The sequence below is a fragment of the Hydrogenophaga sp. ZJX-1 genome (assembly GCF_048590325.1).
GTDB lineage: Bacteria > Pseudomonadota > Gammaproteobacteria > Burkholderiales > Burkholderiaceae_C > Hydrogenophaga.
In genome coordinates this window covers 20029-36800 of sequence record NZ_JBMBRA010000004.1, presented here as the reverse complement: position 1 = coordinate 36800, position 16772 = coordinate 20029, and the positions used below count along the sequence as shown (strand labels likewise).

Annotated in this window: 14 protein-coding genes; 6 read left to right on the top strand and 8 right to left on the bottom strand. The window is 67.7% G+C overall.

Going from position 1 to position 16772, the window contains the following annotated elements; all coding sequences use genetic code 11:
* Nucleotides 1-24 precede the first annotated feature (24 nt).
* From ACN5W5_RS12175 to ACN5W5_RS12165, 3 genes are all read right to left on the bottom strand, one after another.
* Complete coding sequence (locus tag ACN5W5_RS12175; protein WP_420048775.1) at nucleotides 25-513, bottom strand: HugZ family protein; 489 nt, start codon at nucleotides 511-513, stop codon at nucleotides 25-27.
* A 7-nt stretch (nucleotides 514-520) separates the two neighbouring features.
* Entirely contained in the window at nucleotides 521-1114 is a 594-nt protein-coding gene (locus ACN5W5_RS12170) for an OmpA family protein (protein WP_420048774.1), read from the bottom strand.
* 94 nt (nucleotides 1115-1208) lie between these two features.
* On the bottom strand, nucleotides 1209-1736 hold the full coding sequence (locus ACN5W5_RS12165) for a FecR family protein (RefSeq protein WP_420048773.1): 528 nt from the start codon (nucleotides 1734-1736) through the stop codon (nucleotides 1209-1211).
* 158 nt (nucleotides 1737-1894) lie between these two features.
* Here ACN5W5_RS12165 and ACN5W5_RS12160 point away from each other — a divergent pair, with 158 nt between their 5' ends.
* The 3 genes from ACN5W5_RS12160 (at nucleotide 1895) to ACN5W5_RS12150 (ending at nucleotide 5718) form a co-directional block, all read left to right on the top strand.
* Nucleotides 1895-2935, top strand: a complete 1041-nt coding sequence (locus ACN5W5_RS12160; RefSeq protein WP_420048772.1) for a tRNA dihydrouridine synthase — start codon at nucleotides 1895-1897, stop codon at nucleotides 2933-2935.
* A 33-nt stretch (nucleotides 2936-2968) separates the two neighbouring features.
* A complete protein-coding gene (gshA, locus tag ACN5W5_RS12155) occupies nucleotides 2969-4528 on the top strand; it encodes a glutamate--cysteine ligase (RefSeq protein ID WP_420048771.1) in 1560 nt (519 codons plus the stop codon).
* 296 nt (nucleotides 4529-4824) lie between these two features.
* Nucleotides 4825-5718, top strand: a complete 894-nt coding sequence (locus ACN5W5_RS12150; RefSeq protein ID WP_420048770.1) for a dienelactone hydrolase family protein — start codon at nucleotides 4825-4827, stop codon at nucleotides 5716-5718.
* A 244-nt stretch (nucleotides 5719-5962) separates the two neighbouring features.
* Here ACN5W5_RS12150 and ACN5W5_RS12145 read toward each other — a convergent pair whose 3' ends face one another.
* Nucleotides 5963-6259: a 2Fe-2S iron-sulfur cluster-binding protein gene (locus ACN5W5_RS12145; RefSeq protein WP_420048769.1), complete on the bottom strand. Its 297-nt coding sequence runs from the start codon at nucleotides 6257-6259 to the stop codon at nucleotides 5963-5965.
* A gap of 335 nt (nucleotides 6260-6594) precedes the next feature.
* Nucleotides 6595-7065 (bottom strand): SRPBCC family protein, encoded by a 471-nt coding sequence (locus ACN5W5_RS12140; RefSeq protein ID WP_420048768.1) that lies wholly within the window; start codon nucleotides 7063-7065, stop codon nucleotides 6595-6597.
* Between the two features lie 112 nt (nucleotides 7066-7177).
* On the opposite strand from ACN5W5_RS12140, the gene ylqF reads away from it, so the two are divergent.
* The 3 genes from ylqF (at nucleotide 7178) to ACN5W5_RS12125 (ending at nucleotide 9258) form a co-directional block, all read left to right on the top strand.
* Nucleotides 7178-8152, top strand: a complete 975-nt coding sequence (ylqF, locus tag ACN5W5_RS12135; protein ID WP_420048767.1) for a ribosome biogenesis GTPase YlqF — start codon at nucleotides 7178-7180, stop codon at nucleotides 8150-8152.
* A gap of 31 nt (nucleotides 8153-8183) precedes the next feature.
* Nucleotides 8184-8585 carry a carboxymuconolactone decarboxylase family protein gene (locus ACN5W5_RS12130; protein WP_420048766.1) on the top strand — a complete coding sequence of 134 codons (402 nt, stop codon included), beginning with the start codon at nucleotides 8184-8186 and terminating at the stop codon, nucleotides 8583-8585.
* Between the two features lie 79 nt (nucleotides 8586-8664).
* Nucleotides 8665-9258, top strand: a complete 594-nt coding sequence (locus tag ACN5W5_RS12125; RefSeq protein ID WP_420048765.1) for an NAD(P)H-dependent oxidoreductase — start codon at nucleotides 8665-8667, stop codon at nucleotides 9256-9258.
* A 36-nt stretch (nucleotides 9259-9294) separates the two neighbouring features.
* Here the strand turns inward: ACN5W5_RS12125 and ACN5W5_RS12120 are convergent, their stop codons facing one another.
* From ACN5W5_RS12120 to ACN5W5_RS12110, 3 genes are all read right to left on the bottom strand, one after another.
* A complete protein-coding gene (locus ACN5W5_RS12120) occupies nucleotides 9295-10299 on the bottom strand; it encodes a transglutaminase family protein (protein WP_420048764.1) in 1005 nt (334 codons plus the stop codon).
* Between the two features lie 2 nt (nucleotides 10300-10301).
* Nucleotides 10302-12944, bottom strand: coding sequence for a circularly permuted type 2 ATP-grasp protein (locus ACN5W5_RS12115; protein ID WP_420048763.1), 2643 nt, complete (start codon nucleotides 12942-12944; stop codon nucleotides 10302-10304).
* A gap of 204 nt (nucleotides 12945-13148) precedes the next feature.
* Nucleotides 13149-16661, bottom strand: coding sequence for a DUF2126 domain-containing protein (locus tag ACN5W5_RS12110; protein WP_420048762.1), 3513 nt, complete (start codon nucleotides 16659-16661; stop codon nucleotides 13149-13151).
* Between the last annotated feature and the right edge of the window lie 111 nt (nucleotides 16662-16772).

The following is a 16772-nucleotide window of genomic DNA, read 5'->3' as shown; positions in this document are numbered from 1 at the left end:
GTGGCTGCGCGGTGGCGGTGTCGCTCACGGTGCGGGGCCAAGCGCCTGGCGCAACTCGTCGGCTTCGATGCTGCGCGCGGCGCCGAAACCGGCCACCTGGCGCGCGCCGCCCGGCACCAGGCGCAGGAAGCGGAAATCGCCCAGCGCCGTCATGGGCTCGGCCTCGGGAAAGCGCGCCAGATAGGCCTCGCGCGCAGCCCCGTGCGCATCGCTGCCGGGCTCGCAGGGCAGGGCGTTCACGTCCAGCGTCACGCGGGGCAGCGCGTGCACCGGTTCGCCCGCGACTTCAGCCTGGCAGACCATCAGCGAGGCGCGTGGCTGGCGCTGCAGGTTGCGCGTGTGCGCCGCCAGTCCGCTGACGTGGATCACCAGTTCGCCGGCCAGCGGCAACACGGCGAACGGCACCATGGACACGAAGGGCGCGCCGGTTTCGTCGAGCGTGCCGAGCGCCGCGATGCGCTGCGAGGCCAGCAGTTCGCGCAGCGCTGCGGTGAGGCGGGGTTCGTGCGCCATGGTCGGGTCAGCGCACCTCGATGTCGGCGCGCCGGTTGCGCGGTTCGACCACGTCGTCGTCGGTGGGCACCAGGGGCTCGCGTTCACCGCGGCCCACGGCCTCGATCCGGTCCGCGTTGAAACCGCGCTCGACCAGCAATGCGCGCACCGCCTGGGCGCGTTCCAGCGAGAGCCTGTCGTTGGCGTCGTCGGCGCCCTGTCGATCGGTGTGGCCCGTGACCACGATTTCACCGCCCGGGCGCGCGCTGGCGCGTTCGATGATGGCTGGCAGCTGGGCCGCTGAGGCGCTGGTCAGCACCGAAGTGCCGGGCTCGAACTCCAGTGCGAACTTCTCCAGGGGCTGCGGAACGAGCGCGAGCAGCCGCGGGTGGTCCTTGCGCACCTGCTCTGCGGTGGTGGTGCCGGGTGTGATGGCGCCGCTGCGGTCGACATCGGCGACCTGATAGGGCTGGTTCAGCGGTTGCGTCTGCCGGGCGGTGCGCACGTCCACAGCGCTCGGTGCGCCATGGGCCTGTGGCAGCAGGATGACCCGGGTGGCGGGTGCACAGGCGCCGATCAGGGCGGTCAGCACCAGGCCGGCGGCCAGGATGGGGGCGTTCAATGCGGTCTTCTGTTTCATGAAAGCGGGGAAAGAAGAAAGACCCCTCCCTGTGCGAAATTGCACAGGGGTGAGGCGTCACTTTAACAGTCTGAGCTCAGGTGGCAGGTACCTGGCGCGGGCCATTCCTGACGCGCGGCGGTGGCACCTGAGGGGGTGGAGCGGCCTCCACGATGAAGTCGGTGCCACGCACGCCGACCACCGAAGTGGGCGTGGACACCTTGAAGAGGTCGGGGTTGATCTTCGCCAGCAGACCGGTGATGACCCGCACGGAACCCTGCAGCAGATCGAGCGCGAAGTGGCCTTTCTGGGTGGTTGTGTCGAACTGGAAGCGCGTCAGATCCACCGTGGTGTCGGGCCCCACCACGAGCACGGTGCCATCCTTGAGCGTGAGGCTGGCTGCGCCATTGCGGCCGGTGCGGATGCGGTCGGTCTCGCGCAAGCCTTCGCCCGGTGCGGGGGTGCGCGTCGCGTCGGTCCGGCCGATCCGGGTGTCTCCCTCGACGTGTTTGAAGGTGCCGATGCGAGCGCTGCCGGTGGCGTCGGTGCTCGTGGTCTGCCCGATGGCAAGCGAGGTGGTCAGGGCCAGTGCAGCGACCAGGGAAACACGGGAAAACAGATGCATGGTCGTCTCCGGGAACGCGGTGAAAGCGGGTGAACAAAGCATGCTATCGGACCCCCACGGGGGCCACAAGCCGCCGCCGGACGGGGCCGGCCGGTAAAATGCAGGCCCTGCCCGCTGGCCGGGCGCGGCCTTTGTTGTGGCCTTTTTCCTCCCCCCAGATGACCCTTTTGCTCGCGCCCATGGAAGGCCTGCTCGACGCGACGCTGCGCGATGTGCTCACGCGCACGGGCGGTATCGACCGCTGTGTGAGCGAATTCATTCGCGTGACCAACACGCTGCTGCCCGAGCGCGCCTTCGTGCGGGTGGTGCCCGAGCTGCTCAACGGGGGGCGCACGCGCTCGGGGGTGCCGGTGCGGCCACAGCTGCTGGGTTCCGATCCGGCCTGCCTGGCCGACAACGCCGGACGGCTCGCGGGCCTGAGTCCGTTCGGGGTGGACCTCAATTTCGGCTGCCCGGCCAAGACGGTGAACCAGAGCCGCGGCGGTGCGGTGTTGCTGGACGAACCCGAACTGATCGGCCGCGTCGTGTCCGCGGTGCGCCGGGCCGTGCCGGCCCATGTGCCGGTGTCGGCCAAGATGCGCCTGGGCTTCAACGACGACCAGCGCGCCGAGGACTGTGCGCAGGCGATCGCCGAAGCCGGTGCCGACGAACTGGTGATCCACGCCCGCACCAAGGCCCATGGCTACCGGCCCCCGGCTTACTGGGAGCGCATCGCCCAGGTGCGGGAATCGCTGCCCTCGGGGGCCATGCAGGTGATCGCCAACGGGGAAATCTGGAGCGTCGCCGAAGCGCTGCGCTGCCGCGAAGTGAGCGGGTGTGATGCGCTCATGATCGGCCGCGGCATGGTGACCGATCCGGGCCTGGCGCTGGCCATCAAGGGGCAGGGCGGCGTGCCCTGGGGCGAGGTGGCACCTCTGCTGGCGGTGTTCTGGCAGCAGGTGAGCGGCCGCGTCGAGCGGCGCCACCGCGCCGGGCGTCTGAAGCAGTGGCTCAACTACCTGCGCAAGCGCTATCCCGAGGCCCAGACCGCGTTCGACGCGCTGCGCTGCTGCAACGATCCACCGCAGATCGATGCCTGGTTGCATGCCAGCACGGGGCTGGCCGCGGCGTGGGAGACCCCCGTCGCGCCGGCGACGCGCCGCTTCCTACCCGAAAACCGCATGGCCGTGCCGCCAGCGGAAATGGCCCAGCCGTGTTAAGTTCCGGCCCCGGACCCGATAACCACCCCCTGTATGACTTCACTGGAACAACGGCTGCAAGCGCTTGGCGCCGAGCGCCTGCGTGGCATGCGCCGCGGTCTTGAAAAAGAGAGCCTGCGCGCCCAGGCCGATGGCAAGCTCGCGCTCACCCCGCACCCGGTGGCGCTGGGCAGCGCGCTCACGCACCCGCACATCACCACCGACTACAGCGAGTCGCAGCTGGAGCTCATCACGGGGGTGCACGACAGCGTTGAAACCTGCCTGCAGCAGCTCACCGAAATCCACCAGTACACGGTGCGCAGCCTGAAGGCGGCCGGGGACGAAATGCTCTGGGCCTCCAGCATGCCCTGCGGCCTGCCGACCGACGAGACCATTCCGCTGGGCCGCTATGGGTCGTCCAACGTGGGGCGTGCCAAGAGCGTCTACCGCATGGGCCTGGGCCACCGCTACGGCCGGCGCATGCAGACGATCAGCGGCATCCACTACAACTGGTCGCTGCCGGGCGTGGACAACGATGGGTATTTCGCGCTCATCCGCAACTTCCGCCGCCACGCCTTCTTGCTGCTCGCGCTGTTCGGTGCCTCGCCCGCCCTGTGTTCCAGCTTCGTCGAAGGCCGCCAGCACGAGTTGCTGCCGCTGGGCAGCAGCGGCAGCCTGCACATGCCCTACGGTACCTCGCTGCGCATGGGTCGTCTGGGCTACCAGAGCGAGGCGCAGGCCACGCTGGACGTGAGCTACAACGGGCTTGAAGGTTATGCCGCCTCGCTGCACGACGCGCTCACCCGGCCCTGGCCGGCTTACGAAGCGGTGGGCATCCGCAATCCGGGTGGCGACTACAACCAGCTCGCCACCACGCTGCTGCAGATTGAAAACGAGTTCTACGGCACGATCCGGCCCAAGCGCGTGATCTACCCCGGCGAACGCCCGCTGCACGCGTTGCGCGAACGCGGCGTGGAATACGTCGAGGTGCGGTTGATGGACCTCGACCCGTTCGAGCCCATCGGCATCGGCGCGCCCACCTTGCGCTTTCTCGACGTGTTCCTGATGCACTGCCTGCTCAGCGACAGCCCGCCCGACACGCCGGACGAAATCCACGAGCTCAAGTACAACCAGCACCTCACCGCCGCGCGCGGACGCGAACCTGGCCTCTGTCTGTGGCGCAAAGGGGAAAGCGTGGGCCTGCAACAGTGGGGCATCGAGCTGATCGATCAGCTGGCGCCCATTGCTGCGACCCTGGACGCGACCCACGGTGGCAGTGACCACCGCGATGCCGTGGCGCAGGCCCGTGCCTCGCTGCTCGCTCCCGAGACGCTGCCATCGGCCCGTGTGCTCGCCGCCATCCGGCAGGAGCACGGCGATTCCTTTGTCGGCTTTGTGCGCGAGCAGTCGCAGCAGATCCATGCCCACCTGCTGGGGCTGCCCTGGAGCGCCAAGCAGCAGGCGCGGTTCGAGGCCATGGCCGCCCAGTCGTTCGAGGCCCAGCGCGCCATCGAAGCCGCGGACACCATGCCGTTCGAGGTGTACCGGCAGGAGTACACCTCACCCGCGCGCCTGGGGCGGCATCCCGACTGGTCCGCGATCGCGCCCGTCTGAGAGGCTGAGAGTCTTTCGCTCATGCCCGCTCACTACGCCAGAACGCACCCACTCGGCGTTGCAAATGCGCGCCATAGCCCGAGCTATGGCTGTGCTTTGCGCCTTGATTGGGCACGTTCTGGCGCGTTGCTCGGTCACGCCCGAAAAACTCTCAGCCTCTGAGCCGTCGGCTGCGTCGTGCCAGCGGCCGGCATGTGTTGCGGCCGTTACCTCTGGAAACCCGCTCCCCTGTCAGGCGTATTCATCACCGGCCGGGCTGGCGATAAGCTGCGGGCTTCCCATTCAAGGAGGCTGCCATGGCACGTTTGACTGCTGCGGACTTTGACCAGGAACTGCTGATCCTGTTTGACGCGTATGTGCACGGTGACATCGACCGGCGCGGCTTCCTGGACCGTGCCGCGAAGTTCGCCGTTGGTGGTGTGACGGCAGCGGGCCTGCTGGCCGCGCTCAGCCCCGACTTCGCCATCGCGCAGGTGGTGCCCCAGGGCGACCCGCGCATCAGCACGCAGCGGGTGGAGTTTGCCTCGCCCTCGGGTTCCGGCACGGTCAAGGCCTATGTGGCCAAACCCGCCAGCGCCAGCGGCCAGCTGCCGGGCGTGCTGGTGGTGCACGAGAACCGCGGTCTCAATCCCCACATCGAAGACATCGCCCGCCGCCTCGCCGTCGACGGCTACCTCGCGATGGCGCCCGATGCACTGACCCCGCTGGGCGGTTATCCCGGGGACGAAGACAAGGCCCGGGCCTTGTTCGCCCAGCTCGACCAGGCCAAGACCCGGCTGGACTTCATCGCCGCCGCGGGCGTGCTCAAAGGCCGGTCCGACTGCTCCGGTCGCATCGGTGTGGTGGGTTTTTGTTACGGCGGCGGCGTGGCGCACCACCTGTCCACGCAGTTGCCCGATCTGGGCGCGGCGGTGTCGTTCTACGGCAACCATCCGCCCGCCGAGGAGGCGGCCAAGGTGAAGGCGCCGCTGCTGATCCACTTCGCCGGGATCGACGAGCGCATCAACGCCGCCTGGCCTACATATGAAGCTGCGCTCAAGTCAGCAGGCGTGCGCCACATCGCGCACCTGTACCCGGGTACCCAGCATGGCTTCAACAACGACACGACACCGCGTTACGACGCCAACGCCGCCCAGCTCGCCTGGGAACGCACGCTCGGTTTCTTCAGGCAGCACCTGCAAGCTGGCTGAATAGAAACTAGAAACACCCCCGCAGCGCTTCGCGCACCTTCCAGGCCGGGGCTTCGTCAGAGTCGAAGCCACTTCGGGCTGTCCAATCCTGCACAGGCAGGATCGGAGCCGCGGCCCTCAGCCCCCTCAAGGGGGTGGCACTGGCCGTCCGGCAAAGCCGGCCCGGCGGTGCCCTGGGCTGGACCGATTCATGCATCGGGGTGGTGCTCCGGCACCAAGGAAACTGATACCTGGGAAGTCAGCGCTAGGCGCCGGGACCGCTCAGCTCCAGGTCTTCCAGCGGATAAGCGGCGCAGGGCAGCACGCAGCCGGACGCCTTTTCTTCGGGCAGCAGGCCCGGCCATTCGATCGCGTAGCGCACACGGCCCCGCACCAGCCGACCTATGCAGACGCGACAGCTGCCGTTGCGGCACGAGGCGGGCCACACCACGCCCGCGCGCAGCAGGGTCTGCAGCAGCGTCGCGTCAGCCGGTGCGGAGAAGGTCTCGCCGGCGTCGGACAGGTGCAGGCGGAAGGCCGTCGGTGCGGGTGGGGCGCTCATGTGCACAAATCTAACCGCATTGCCGCGTCAACGGATGGTGCAGGGCTTGTGCAGGCGCTGCCTTCTGAACAGGCAATCTGAAGAACCCCTTTGTGAAACAAGCACTTAGATTGCCCGTACAAGGCTTGTCCTGACTTATGCACAAGCTTGTCCAAGGTTTCGATGGACAAGTGGATAACCACCTTTGTCCGGGTGCCTGTTTGGTGGGCAGATTGACGAAGCGCCTAGGGCCACAAGCACTTGCGCACCCCGTACACGGTTGACCCTGGGTTATGCACAAAGTTATCCAGTGTTTCGCTGGACAACATCGGTGGACGGGGGAGACTGCGCCAGGCTCAGGCTTCGCCGCCGAAACGCTGGATCAGGTTGTCGATGTACTTCTCGACCAGTTTTTCAAACTCGCCTTCGACGATGGGCGCCACCACCATCTTCATCAGGCCCGGCAGCGGCACCTCGATCTCGCCCTGGATGGCCAGCGTCACGCCGGTGGACTTCTTGTTGTCCACGATCTTCCAGTGGCCGCCCACCAGCGCGTTGCCCACGCCCTTGACCGGTGTCCACTTCACCGTGCCCTTGGCCTTGTCACTGACGTATTTGCTGGCATAGATGGTCTGGATGTTGACCTGCGCCGTGCCCACCTTTTCCATCTCCCATTTGTAGACGCCATCACCCAGGTCGGTGAGCTGTTCGACTTTGGGAAAATGGCTGACCGAGGTCGGCACGTCCGAGAGCACGTCGAACACCTCGGCGGCCTTGGCCTTGACGTCGAATTCGTAACCCAGATCGATCTTGACGGTGATGCTCATGTGTCTCCTCTTGGGGGGTGGGAAATGAAAAATCATTGTGGCACGGCACCCCGCCGGGCCGATAGAGAAGACACCCCAGCGCACAATCCCGGTCTGACTGAAAGAACAAACAATGAGCATCCAGTGGTTCCCCGGACACATGCACCTCACGCGCAAGGCGATCGGCGAGCGTGTGAAAGAAATCGACGTCGTGATCGAGATGCTGGACGCGCGCCTGCCCGGCAGCAGTGCCAACCCGCTGATGGCCGAACTCACCAGCGGGCGGCCCACGCTCAAGGTGCTGAACAAGCAGGACATGGCCGACCCCGCGCGCACCGCGCTCTGGCTCGCGCACTACAACGCACAGCCCAACACGCAGGCCATTGCGCTGGACGCGAGCAACACCGCGCCCGCTCGCGCCATCATCGACGCCTGCCACCACCTCGCGCCCCGGCGCGGCGGCATGGTCAAACCCATGCGCGTGCTGATCTGCGGCATTCCCAACGTGGGCAAGTCCACGCTGATCAACACGCTCAAGGGCAAGCGCGCCGCCAAGACCGGCGACGAGGCGGGCGTCACGCGCACCGAATCGCGCATCGCATTGGCCGACGACTTCTACCTCTACGACACGCCGGGCATGCTCTGGCCGCGCATCGTCGTGCCCGAGAGCGGCTTCAACCTCGCCGCCAGTGGCGCGGTGGGCAAGAACGCCTACGACGAACAGGAAGTGGCCTACGAACTGCTGGCCCTGCTCAAGGCCGATTACCCTGCGCTGCTCGAAGCCCGCTACAAGCTCGGCCGCGCGCCCGAAGCCTACGCCCAGGCACACGAAGAAGAACTGATCGAAGCCATCGGCCGCCAGCGTGGTGCGCTCGCGGGCGGTGGCAAGGTCAACATGCAGAAGGCCGCCGAACTGGTGATCGCCGACTTCCGTGCGCTGCACATCGGCCGCATCACGCTGGAAACGCCCGAGCAGTTCACACGCTGGCTCAAGGCCGGTCTGAAATCCGACGCTGATCGCGCCGAGCGCAAGAAGACGCTGCGCGAGCAGGGCCTCATCAGCCCGGAGCGCAAAGCCAAAGCGCCCAAGCCCGCCAAACCGCGTTGATCGCGCTGAGCCCACCCCCAGGAGACCCCGCATGACCACCGTTGCGCCCTACGACAACCCCGAAGCCGATCCGCGCGTGAAAGCCGTGTTCGACGACATCCGCGCCACGCGCAAGACCGATTTCATCAACAACATGTGGCGCTACCTGGCGTTTGATCCGGCGCTGCTGGAGCAGACCTGGGCCGAGGTCAAGCGGGTCATGGCCACGCCGTCAACGCTTGATCCGCTGACCAAGGAGCTGGTCTACATCACCGCGTCCATCATCAACGGCTGCAGCTACTGCGTGCACTCGCACACAGCCGCCGCCACGGCCAAGGGCATGACGCGCGAGCAGCACGCCGAGCTGCTGTCCATCGTGGCCCTGGCGGCCAAGACCAACCAGCTCGCCACCGCGCTGCAGGTGCCGGTGGATCCGGTGTTCGACCAAGGCTGAGCCGGCCCGGACTTGACGCGGCTCAAACCGCCCGCGCCGCCGCGGTGCCAGCATGGCGTCATTCCACCGGAGCCCTGCCATGACCGAACCGCGCCGCATCCTGCTCGTCAACGGCCACCCCGACGCCGGGGAGCGCCACCTCATCCACACCCTGATCGAAGCCTACGCCGAAGGCGCGCAGGCGGCCGGGCATGCGCTGCGCCGGGTGGACGTGGCCGCTCTCGACTTTCCGCTGCTCAGGAGCCAGCGCGACTGGGAACACGGCCCGTTGCCGCCCTCGTTGCAGAGCGCCCAGGACGACATCGCCTGGGCGCAACACCTGGTGCTGTTTTTTCCGCTCTGGCTGGGCGACATGCCGGCCGTGCTCAAGGGGTTTCTGGAACAGGTGGCGCGGCCCGGATTTGCCTTCAAGAAGGGCGGTGACAACCCGTTTGGCCACAAGGGGCTCACCGGTCGCTCGGCCCGTGTGGTCGTCACCATGGGCATGCCCGCGCTGCTGTACCGCTGGTACTTCCGCGCCCACAGCGTCAAATCGCTGGAGCGCAACATCCTGGGGTTTGTCGGCATCGCCCCGGTCCATCAAACCCTGATCGGGATGGTGGAGCAGCTGGGCGAGGCGGGTGTGGCGAAGTGGCGGGCCCGGTTGCGGCGGCTGGGCGAACAGGCTTCCTGAGGCTGAGGTTCATCAAGGCCCGAGGCGTGTGAGGGCTCAGGTGTCGAGCTGGTCCGCGACTTCTTCGGGTGGCGCGACGGTGACCGCCACGCTGAGCTTGTGCCGCGCGCCGCCCTGGATCACACCGCGCATGGGCGAGACATCGGAGAAGTCGCGCCCGGTGGCCAGGGTCACGTAGTCTTCGCCAGGGCTGCCCCAGCCGCAGCGGTTGTTGGTCGGGTCGAAGTCGAACCAGGCACCGCCGGCTGCGGGGGTGTCTTCATCTTCCGGCGTTTCAGGTGATTCATCGGACGCGTCGTCCGCAGCGTCGCGGAGGTCGGCCAGCGGCGGAACGTAGACCGACACCCAGGCGTGCGAGGCATCGGCACCGATCAGGCGGGGCTTGCCCGGTGGCGGCTGGGTGAGCAGATAGCCGCTCACATAGCGCGCGGGCAGGCCCAGGCTGCGCAGGCAGCCGATCATGATGTGGGCAAAGTCCTGGCACACGCCTTTGCGCTGTTCCAGCGCCTGCAGCGCCGGGGTGTTGACCTCGGTGCTGTCGGTTTCGTAGGTCAGTTCGGTGTGGATGCGCTCCATCAGCGCGCGCGTGGCTTCCAGCACCGGCAGACCCGCCTTGAAGGCCGGACGCGCGAAGGCCACGAAGGCGTCGTCGCGCGGCACATAGGGGGACGCAAACAGGAATTCGCTGGCCGGATCGTAGGGCGCATGGGCGCGGTAGCGGAAATGCCGGCGCACGTCTTCCCAGTGCAGCTGCTGCCACGCCGCACTGTCGGGCAGCGCCTGCGGGGCCTCGGTCTGCACCAGGCTGTCGGCTTCGACGGTGAGGGTCTCGTGTGGCGCCTGCAATGAGAAAAAGGTGCGCAGGTTGCCGAACACGTCGGTGGTCTGGCTGCGCGCCGCCGGTTCGGGCTGGATGCGCAGGCTGTGCTCGATCAGCTGTTGCGTTGCGGTGTCCTTCGGCGACAGGTGCACCATGTGCTGCGCCATGTCGATGCTGCCCTGGTAGAGGTAACGGGTGCGGTGAAGGATGCGAAGCAACACGGTCAGGCGCCCAGGGTCTGGTTGCGCCGGTCGGCGTGGCTGAAATGCAGGCGTGTGATTTCTTCGGAAAGCTCACCCGCGGCGGCTTCACAGTCGTCGAACAGGGTCTCCAGCTCGCCCCAGTGGCGCTCGCCCTCGGGGCTGCGCTGCCAGTTGCTGAGGTCGGCGAGCACCCAGGTGTCGGGATCGGGCAGGCCCATGGCCAGCTCGGCGTCTTGCGGCGTGGCGCTATGCGAGAGCTTGGCCAGGCGCGATCTCAATGTCTGCACGACCCAGGCGAGTGAGCGGGGGTTGTCGCGGTTCATCACCAGCAGGTCGATCAACGCGACCATGTCGCGGCGCTGCTGGTACTGGGCGTGGAAAGTGATGGTGCTGTCAAACAGCGCCACCACGGCCTCGAAGCCCGCCTGGTCGTGCAGGCAGCCGTGTTCGAGGCTGAGCGTGAGCGCGCGCGACAGCGTGATCAGGCGCTCGATGTGGCGGCCGATCGACAGCAGGCGCCAGCCGTTGTCGCGCACCATGCGGTCGGTCTGTGCACCGGTGATGGCGGCCAGCAGTTCGCTCGCGTTCTGCAGCGCGGCCAGGGCTTCGGTGGTGCCGTATTCGGCATCGGCGGCCATGTTGGCGCAATCGGTCGCAAAGCCGGCTTCGGTGCGTTCGATCAGGTTCCAGTGTTCCTGCGAGAGGCGCTCGCGCACCTGCGCGGCCGAGGCCTTGAGCGCGCGCAGGTTGAAGCCCACGCTGTAGGACTGTTCGGCCAGCGGCGTGCCGGGCACGGGCGAGAGGCCGGCCATGAGCGAACGCGCAAACACGCGCGCCGACTGTTCGGCGGCGGGTACGCCGGGCAGCACCAGCGAGTTTTCCTGTGCGGTGGCCGAGAGCCAGGCCATGAGCGGGCGCGAGTTGGGCTCTTCGCCGCCCAGGTGGTTGAGCACGATCTGCGCGAGCCGGATGCTGTTTTCAGCGCGTTCGGTGTAGCGGCCGAGCCAGAACAGGTTTTCGGCCGCGCGGCTGGTCACCGGGCGGGTCTGGTGCGCCAGCGCCATGGTGCTGGGGGCCGACTGCAACAGGCTGGTGTGGTCGACCTCGCCTCTGGTGAGCACCCAGCAGTCGGCGCTGCTGCCGCCGCGCTGCATGGCGGCGATGAGCTGGCCGCGCGGCGCGAGGCGAACCAGGCCACCGGGCAGCATGCGCCAGGACTGCGGACCATCGGCCAGCGCGAACACGCGCAGCATGGCCGAGCGCGGGAGCAGGCGCTCGCCGGTCCAGGTGGGGGTCTGCGACAGCGGCAGCCAGGACTGCACGGTGTAGTCGTCCGGGTGGCGCACCATGCGGCCGGCCCATTCGTCGAGCTCGCGCTTGTTGAGGCTCTGGCCCATGGCGGTGTCGAGGCCCGAACTGGGGTAGGTGGGCTTGATCACGCTGCCCTTGAGCAAGGGCAGCACTTCGCGCAGCGCCGCGTCTTCGCCGCACCACCAGGTGGCGAGCGAGGGCAGGGCCAGCTCCTCGCCCAGCAGGTGGCGGCTGATGGCGGGCAGGAACCCGAGCAGCGCGCTCGATTCGAGCGGGGCCGAGCCCGGCGCGTTGGCCAGCAGCAGGTTGCCCGCGCGCAGCACCTGCAGCAGGCCGGGCACACCCAGGCGGGAGTCGGAACGCAGCTCCAGCGGGTCGAGCCATTCGTCGTCGAGCCGCTTGATCAGCGCGTGCACCGGCTCCAGACCGCTGAGGGTTTTGAGGTAGAGGCGCTGGTCGCGAACGGTGAGATCGTTGCCCTCCACCAGCGTGAGGCCGAGGTAACGCGCGAGGTAGGCGTGTTCGAAGTAGGTTTCGTTGTATGGGCCGGGCGTGAGCAGGGCGATGCGCGCGTTTTCGCCTTCGGGGGCCATGGCCTTGATGCCGTCCATGAGCGCGCGGTAGCTCGCGGCCAGGCGCTGCACCTTCATGCCGGCAAAGGCCTTGGGGAACTGCCTCGCGATGGCGATGCGGTTTTCCAGCAGATAGCCCAGGCCCGAGGGCGCCTGGGTGCGCTGGCCCACCACCCACCAGCGGCCGTCCGGGCCGTGAGCGAGGTCAAAGGCGACGATGTGCAGCCAGGTGCCGCCCGCGGGCTGCACGCCCTGCATGGCGCGCAGGTAGCCCGGATGGCCCTGCACCAGCGCGGCTGGCAGCAGGGCGCGCTTGAGCAGCTCGCGTTCGCCATACAGATCGGCCATCATGGCGTTGAGCAGGCGGGTGCGTTGCAGCACGCCGGTTTCGATGTGGGCCCAGTCTTCCGGGCCGATCACCATCGGGAACAGGTCCAGCGCCCAGGGGCGTTGCTGGCCGGAGGATTCGGCGTAGACGTTGTAGGTGACGCCGTTGTCGCGGATCTGGCGCTGCAGGTTGTCGTTGCGGCGGTTCAGGTCGGCCAGGCCGTCGGTTCCGACGTGCTCAAAGAAGCTCGACCAGGTCGGCGCCAGCGCGTCGGCGTTCTCGGCACCGGGCGCTGGGGGGCCGCGCAACTCGTCCCGGTGCCCGGTATCGGCGGGCACCGAGAGCGACAGCGCCCAGTCACCGGGGGAATCGGGGCTGAGCTCGTCGAAGAGGGAGTCGGAGGCTTCTTGGGTCACGGGTTCCGAGTATGCCTTCGCTTCCTTCTCGGGCACTTGGGGCGAAACCCGATCCGCGGGAGGGCGTGTGCCGTCCTTCACGCTAGTGAACCTGCCTGTGTGCAAGGCCGCAGCTTGCTGCAGCCGGAGCACGATCCGGAACGAACGACGCAGCGCCAACCCAGGGCCAGCGCGGAACCGGCTTTGCCGGGCCGCTGCTGGCGCCCCCTGGGGGGTGATGCCGCAGGCGGCGCGGGGGGATCAATGCCGCAGATCCAGTGTGAACGGGAACTCGCGGCTTGGCGCGGCCGGTGCCACCACCATCTTGCCCGCCGTGTGGCCCATCTGGAAGAAGCGCGACATGCGGCGGCTCTCGGCTTCGTAGGCGTTGATCGGGAAAGTGTCGTAGTTGCGCCCGCCCGGGTGGGCCACGTGGTACTGGCAGCCGCCGAGCGACCGTTGCATCCAGGTGTCCACGATGTCGAAGGTGAGCGGTGCGTGCGAGGGGATCGACGGGTGCAGCGCCGATGGCGGGCTCCAGGCCTTGTAGCGAACGCCGGAAACGAATTCGCCCACGGTGCCGGTGCTCTGCATGGGGACGGCACGGCCGTTGCAGGTGATGACGTAGCGGCTGTCGTTGTAGCCGGAGACGCGCACCTCGATGCGCTCCAGCGACGAGTCGACATAACGCACGGTGCCGCCGGGTGCGCCTTCTTCGCCCATCACATGCCAGGGCTCCAGCGCACTGCGCAGCGTGAGCTCGATGCCGCGCGCCGAGACCTCGCCCACCAGCGGGAAGCGGAACTCGAAGTGCGGCTCGAACCAGGCCATGTCCAGCGGGTAGCCGAACTCGGCCAGATCGGCCAGCACGTCTTCGAAGTCCATGCGGATGAAGGTGGGCAGCAGGAAGCGGTCGTGCAGCTCGGTGCCCCAGCGCGTGAGCTTGCCGCTCCAGGGTTTCTGCCAGAAGCGCGAGACCATGGCGCGCAGCAGCAACTGCTGGGCGATGCTCATGCGGGCGTGCGGTGGCATTTCAAACGCACGCAGCTCCAGCAGGCCCAGGCGGCCGGTGGGCGAGTCGGGCGAGAAGAGTTTGTCGATGCAGAACTCGCTGCGGTGCGTGTTGCCGGTGGCGTCGATCAGGATGTTGCGCAGCGTGCGGTCGACCAGCCACGGGGGCATGTCCTGGCCGTGGGTCTGGCGGTTCTTTTCGATCTCCTGCAGCGCGATTTCGAGCTCATAAAGCTGGTCGTTGCGCGCTTCGTCCACGCGAGGCGCCTGGCTGGTCGGGCCGATGAAGAGGCCGCTGAACAGGTAGGAGAGCGAGGGGTGGTTGTGCCAGTAGGCGACCAGGCTGCCCAGCAGCTCGGGGCGGCGCAGGAATGGCGAGTCGGCTGGCGTGGCGCCGCCGAGCACGAAGTGGTTGCCGCCGCCGGTGCCGGTGTGGCGGCCGTCGGTCATGAACTTCTCGGCGCACAGGCGCGTTTCAAACGCCGCGTCGTACAGGAACTCGGTGCGCTCGACCAGCTCGGGCCAGCTGCTGCTGGGGTGGATGTTGACTTCGATGACGCCGGGGTCGGGCGTGACCTGCAGCATCTTCAGGCGCGGGTCGCGCGGCGGCGGGTAACCTTCGAGCACGATGGTCATGCCGAGCTGGTCGGCCGTGGCTTCCACGGCGGCCAGCAGGTCCAGGTAGTCTTCGAGCCGCTGCATCGGCGGCATGAACACGTAGAGGTGCTGGTTCTTGCCGCCACCGGCCTTTTCGGCCTTGGGGCCGTTGGCGCGGTGCGGGTCACGGGCTTCCACCACCAGGGCGGTGCGCGTGAGCCAGGCGGCGGATTCACCGCGCTGCGGGAACCTGGACGACAGCGCCTGGGCGGGTGTGGAGCCCGGGCCGGATCGACCCGCACCCTGGCCGTCCATGGCCGGTCCACCGGCCGGGTCGAAGTCCGTGCCCTGCAGCGACACGGTGCCGCCCTCGGCGAAACCGCCACCGATGCTGTGCGGTGAGACCTGGTGCTTGAGCACCGCGCCCGCGGGCAGCGGGTCGCGTGGTGTGTGCGGGTCCTGCTCGATGTGGTACGGGTAGTCGGCGGCCGAAACCCAGGGCAGCGAATCCAGCGGCAGGCGGTAGCCCATGGGCGAATCGCCGGGCACCAGGTACATGCGCTCGTCGCGGAAGAACCAGGGTCCAGTGGACCAGACCGTGCCCGAGACGCGGTGGTAGCCGTCGCCCCCTTTGCCGTTGCCCGACAGCGGGATGTGGTCGTTGGCCATCAGCGGCAGCACATAGCCCACCGTTGCGTCCAGTCCTTGCGTGAACACGCGGCGCAGGCGCGCGCGCTCCAGTTCGTCGTCGAGCTTGGCGTCGAACGGATCCACGTTCACCGGCAGGCGGCGTTCGCGCCAGAGGTAGTACCAGGTGTCCTCGTAGCCGGGGGTGATGAATTGCGTGGACAGGCCGAGCTGGCGCGCCAGTGCCTGTGTGAAGCGGCTCGCGTCTTCGCTGTCGTATTTCGCGGCGTCGCGTTCGTCGGCCAGCAGGGCCGGGTTGTTCCAGCACGGTTCGCCGTCGGCGCGCCAGAAGATCGAAAGCGCCCAGCGCGGCAGCTGTTCGCCCGGGTACCACTTGCCCTGGCCCATGTGCACGAAACCGCCCGCGCCGTAGCGTTCGCGCAGCCGGCCCAGCAGCTCGGTGGCGTACCCGCGTTTGGTGGGGCCGAGGGCGTCGGTGTTCCACTCGGCGGCGTCGCGGTCTGCGGTGGCGACGTAGGTCGGTTCGCCGCCCATGGTCAGGCGCACGTCGTGTTTCTCCAGGTCGGCGTCGACCTTCTCGCCCAGCGCCACCACACCCGCCCACTGTTCTTCGGTGTAGGGCTTGGTCACGCGCGGTGATTCGTAGACGCGCGTCACGCCCATGTGGTGCTCGAACTCGACCTCGCACTTGTCCATCGCGCCTTCCACCGGCGCGGCGCTCGAGGGCTGCGGCGTGCAGGCCAGCGGAATGTGGCCTTCACCGGCGAGCAGGCCCGAGGTCGGGTCCAGGCCGATCCAGCCGGCGCCGGGCAGGAAGACCTCGCACCAGGCGTGCAGGTCGGTGAAGTCCTTTTCGGGACCACTCGGGCCGTCGATGGCTTTCACGTCCGGGGTGAGCTGGATCAGGTAGCCCGAGACGAAACGCGCGGCCAGGCCGAGGTGGCGCAGCATCTGCACCAGCAGCCAGCCGGTGTCGCGGCAGGAGCCGCTTTTGAGCTTGAGCGTTTCTTCGGGCGTCTGCACGCCCGGCTCCATGCGGATGGTGTACGAGATGTCGCGCTGGAGCATCTGGTTCACATCGACCAGGAAGTCGATGGTGCGGCGTTTCTTCATGTCCACCCGGGCGAGGTAGGCCTTGAGCTCCTCGGTCAGCGGCGCGGTGGCCAGGTAGGGCGCGAGTTCCTGCAGTTGCGAGGCGTCGTAGGTGAACGGGAATTCTTCGGCGCGCGGCTCCAGGAAAAAGTCGAACGGGTTGTGCACCGCCATCTCGACCACCAGGTCGATCGTGACCTTGAACTCGGTGGTGGGCTCGGGGAAGACCAGGCGGGCCTGGTAGTTGGCAAACGGGTCCTGCTGCCAGTTGATGAAGTGGCCCGCCGGTTCGATCTTCTGCGAGTACGACAGCACCTTGGTGCGGCTGTGTGGCGCCGGACGCAAGCGGACCACCTGGGGACCGAGTTTGACCAGGCGGTCGTACCGATAATGGGTGATGTGGCTCAGGGCAACATGAATGGCCATGCTGGTGTCTTTCAACAGGGGGAAGAAAACGATGGGACCGCGGACAAGCGCATTGTCATCGCGGCTTGCTGCCATGCTAGCAAGTCTTGCGCCACAGCTGTGTGACAACCC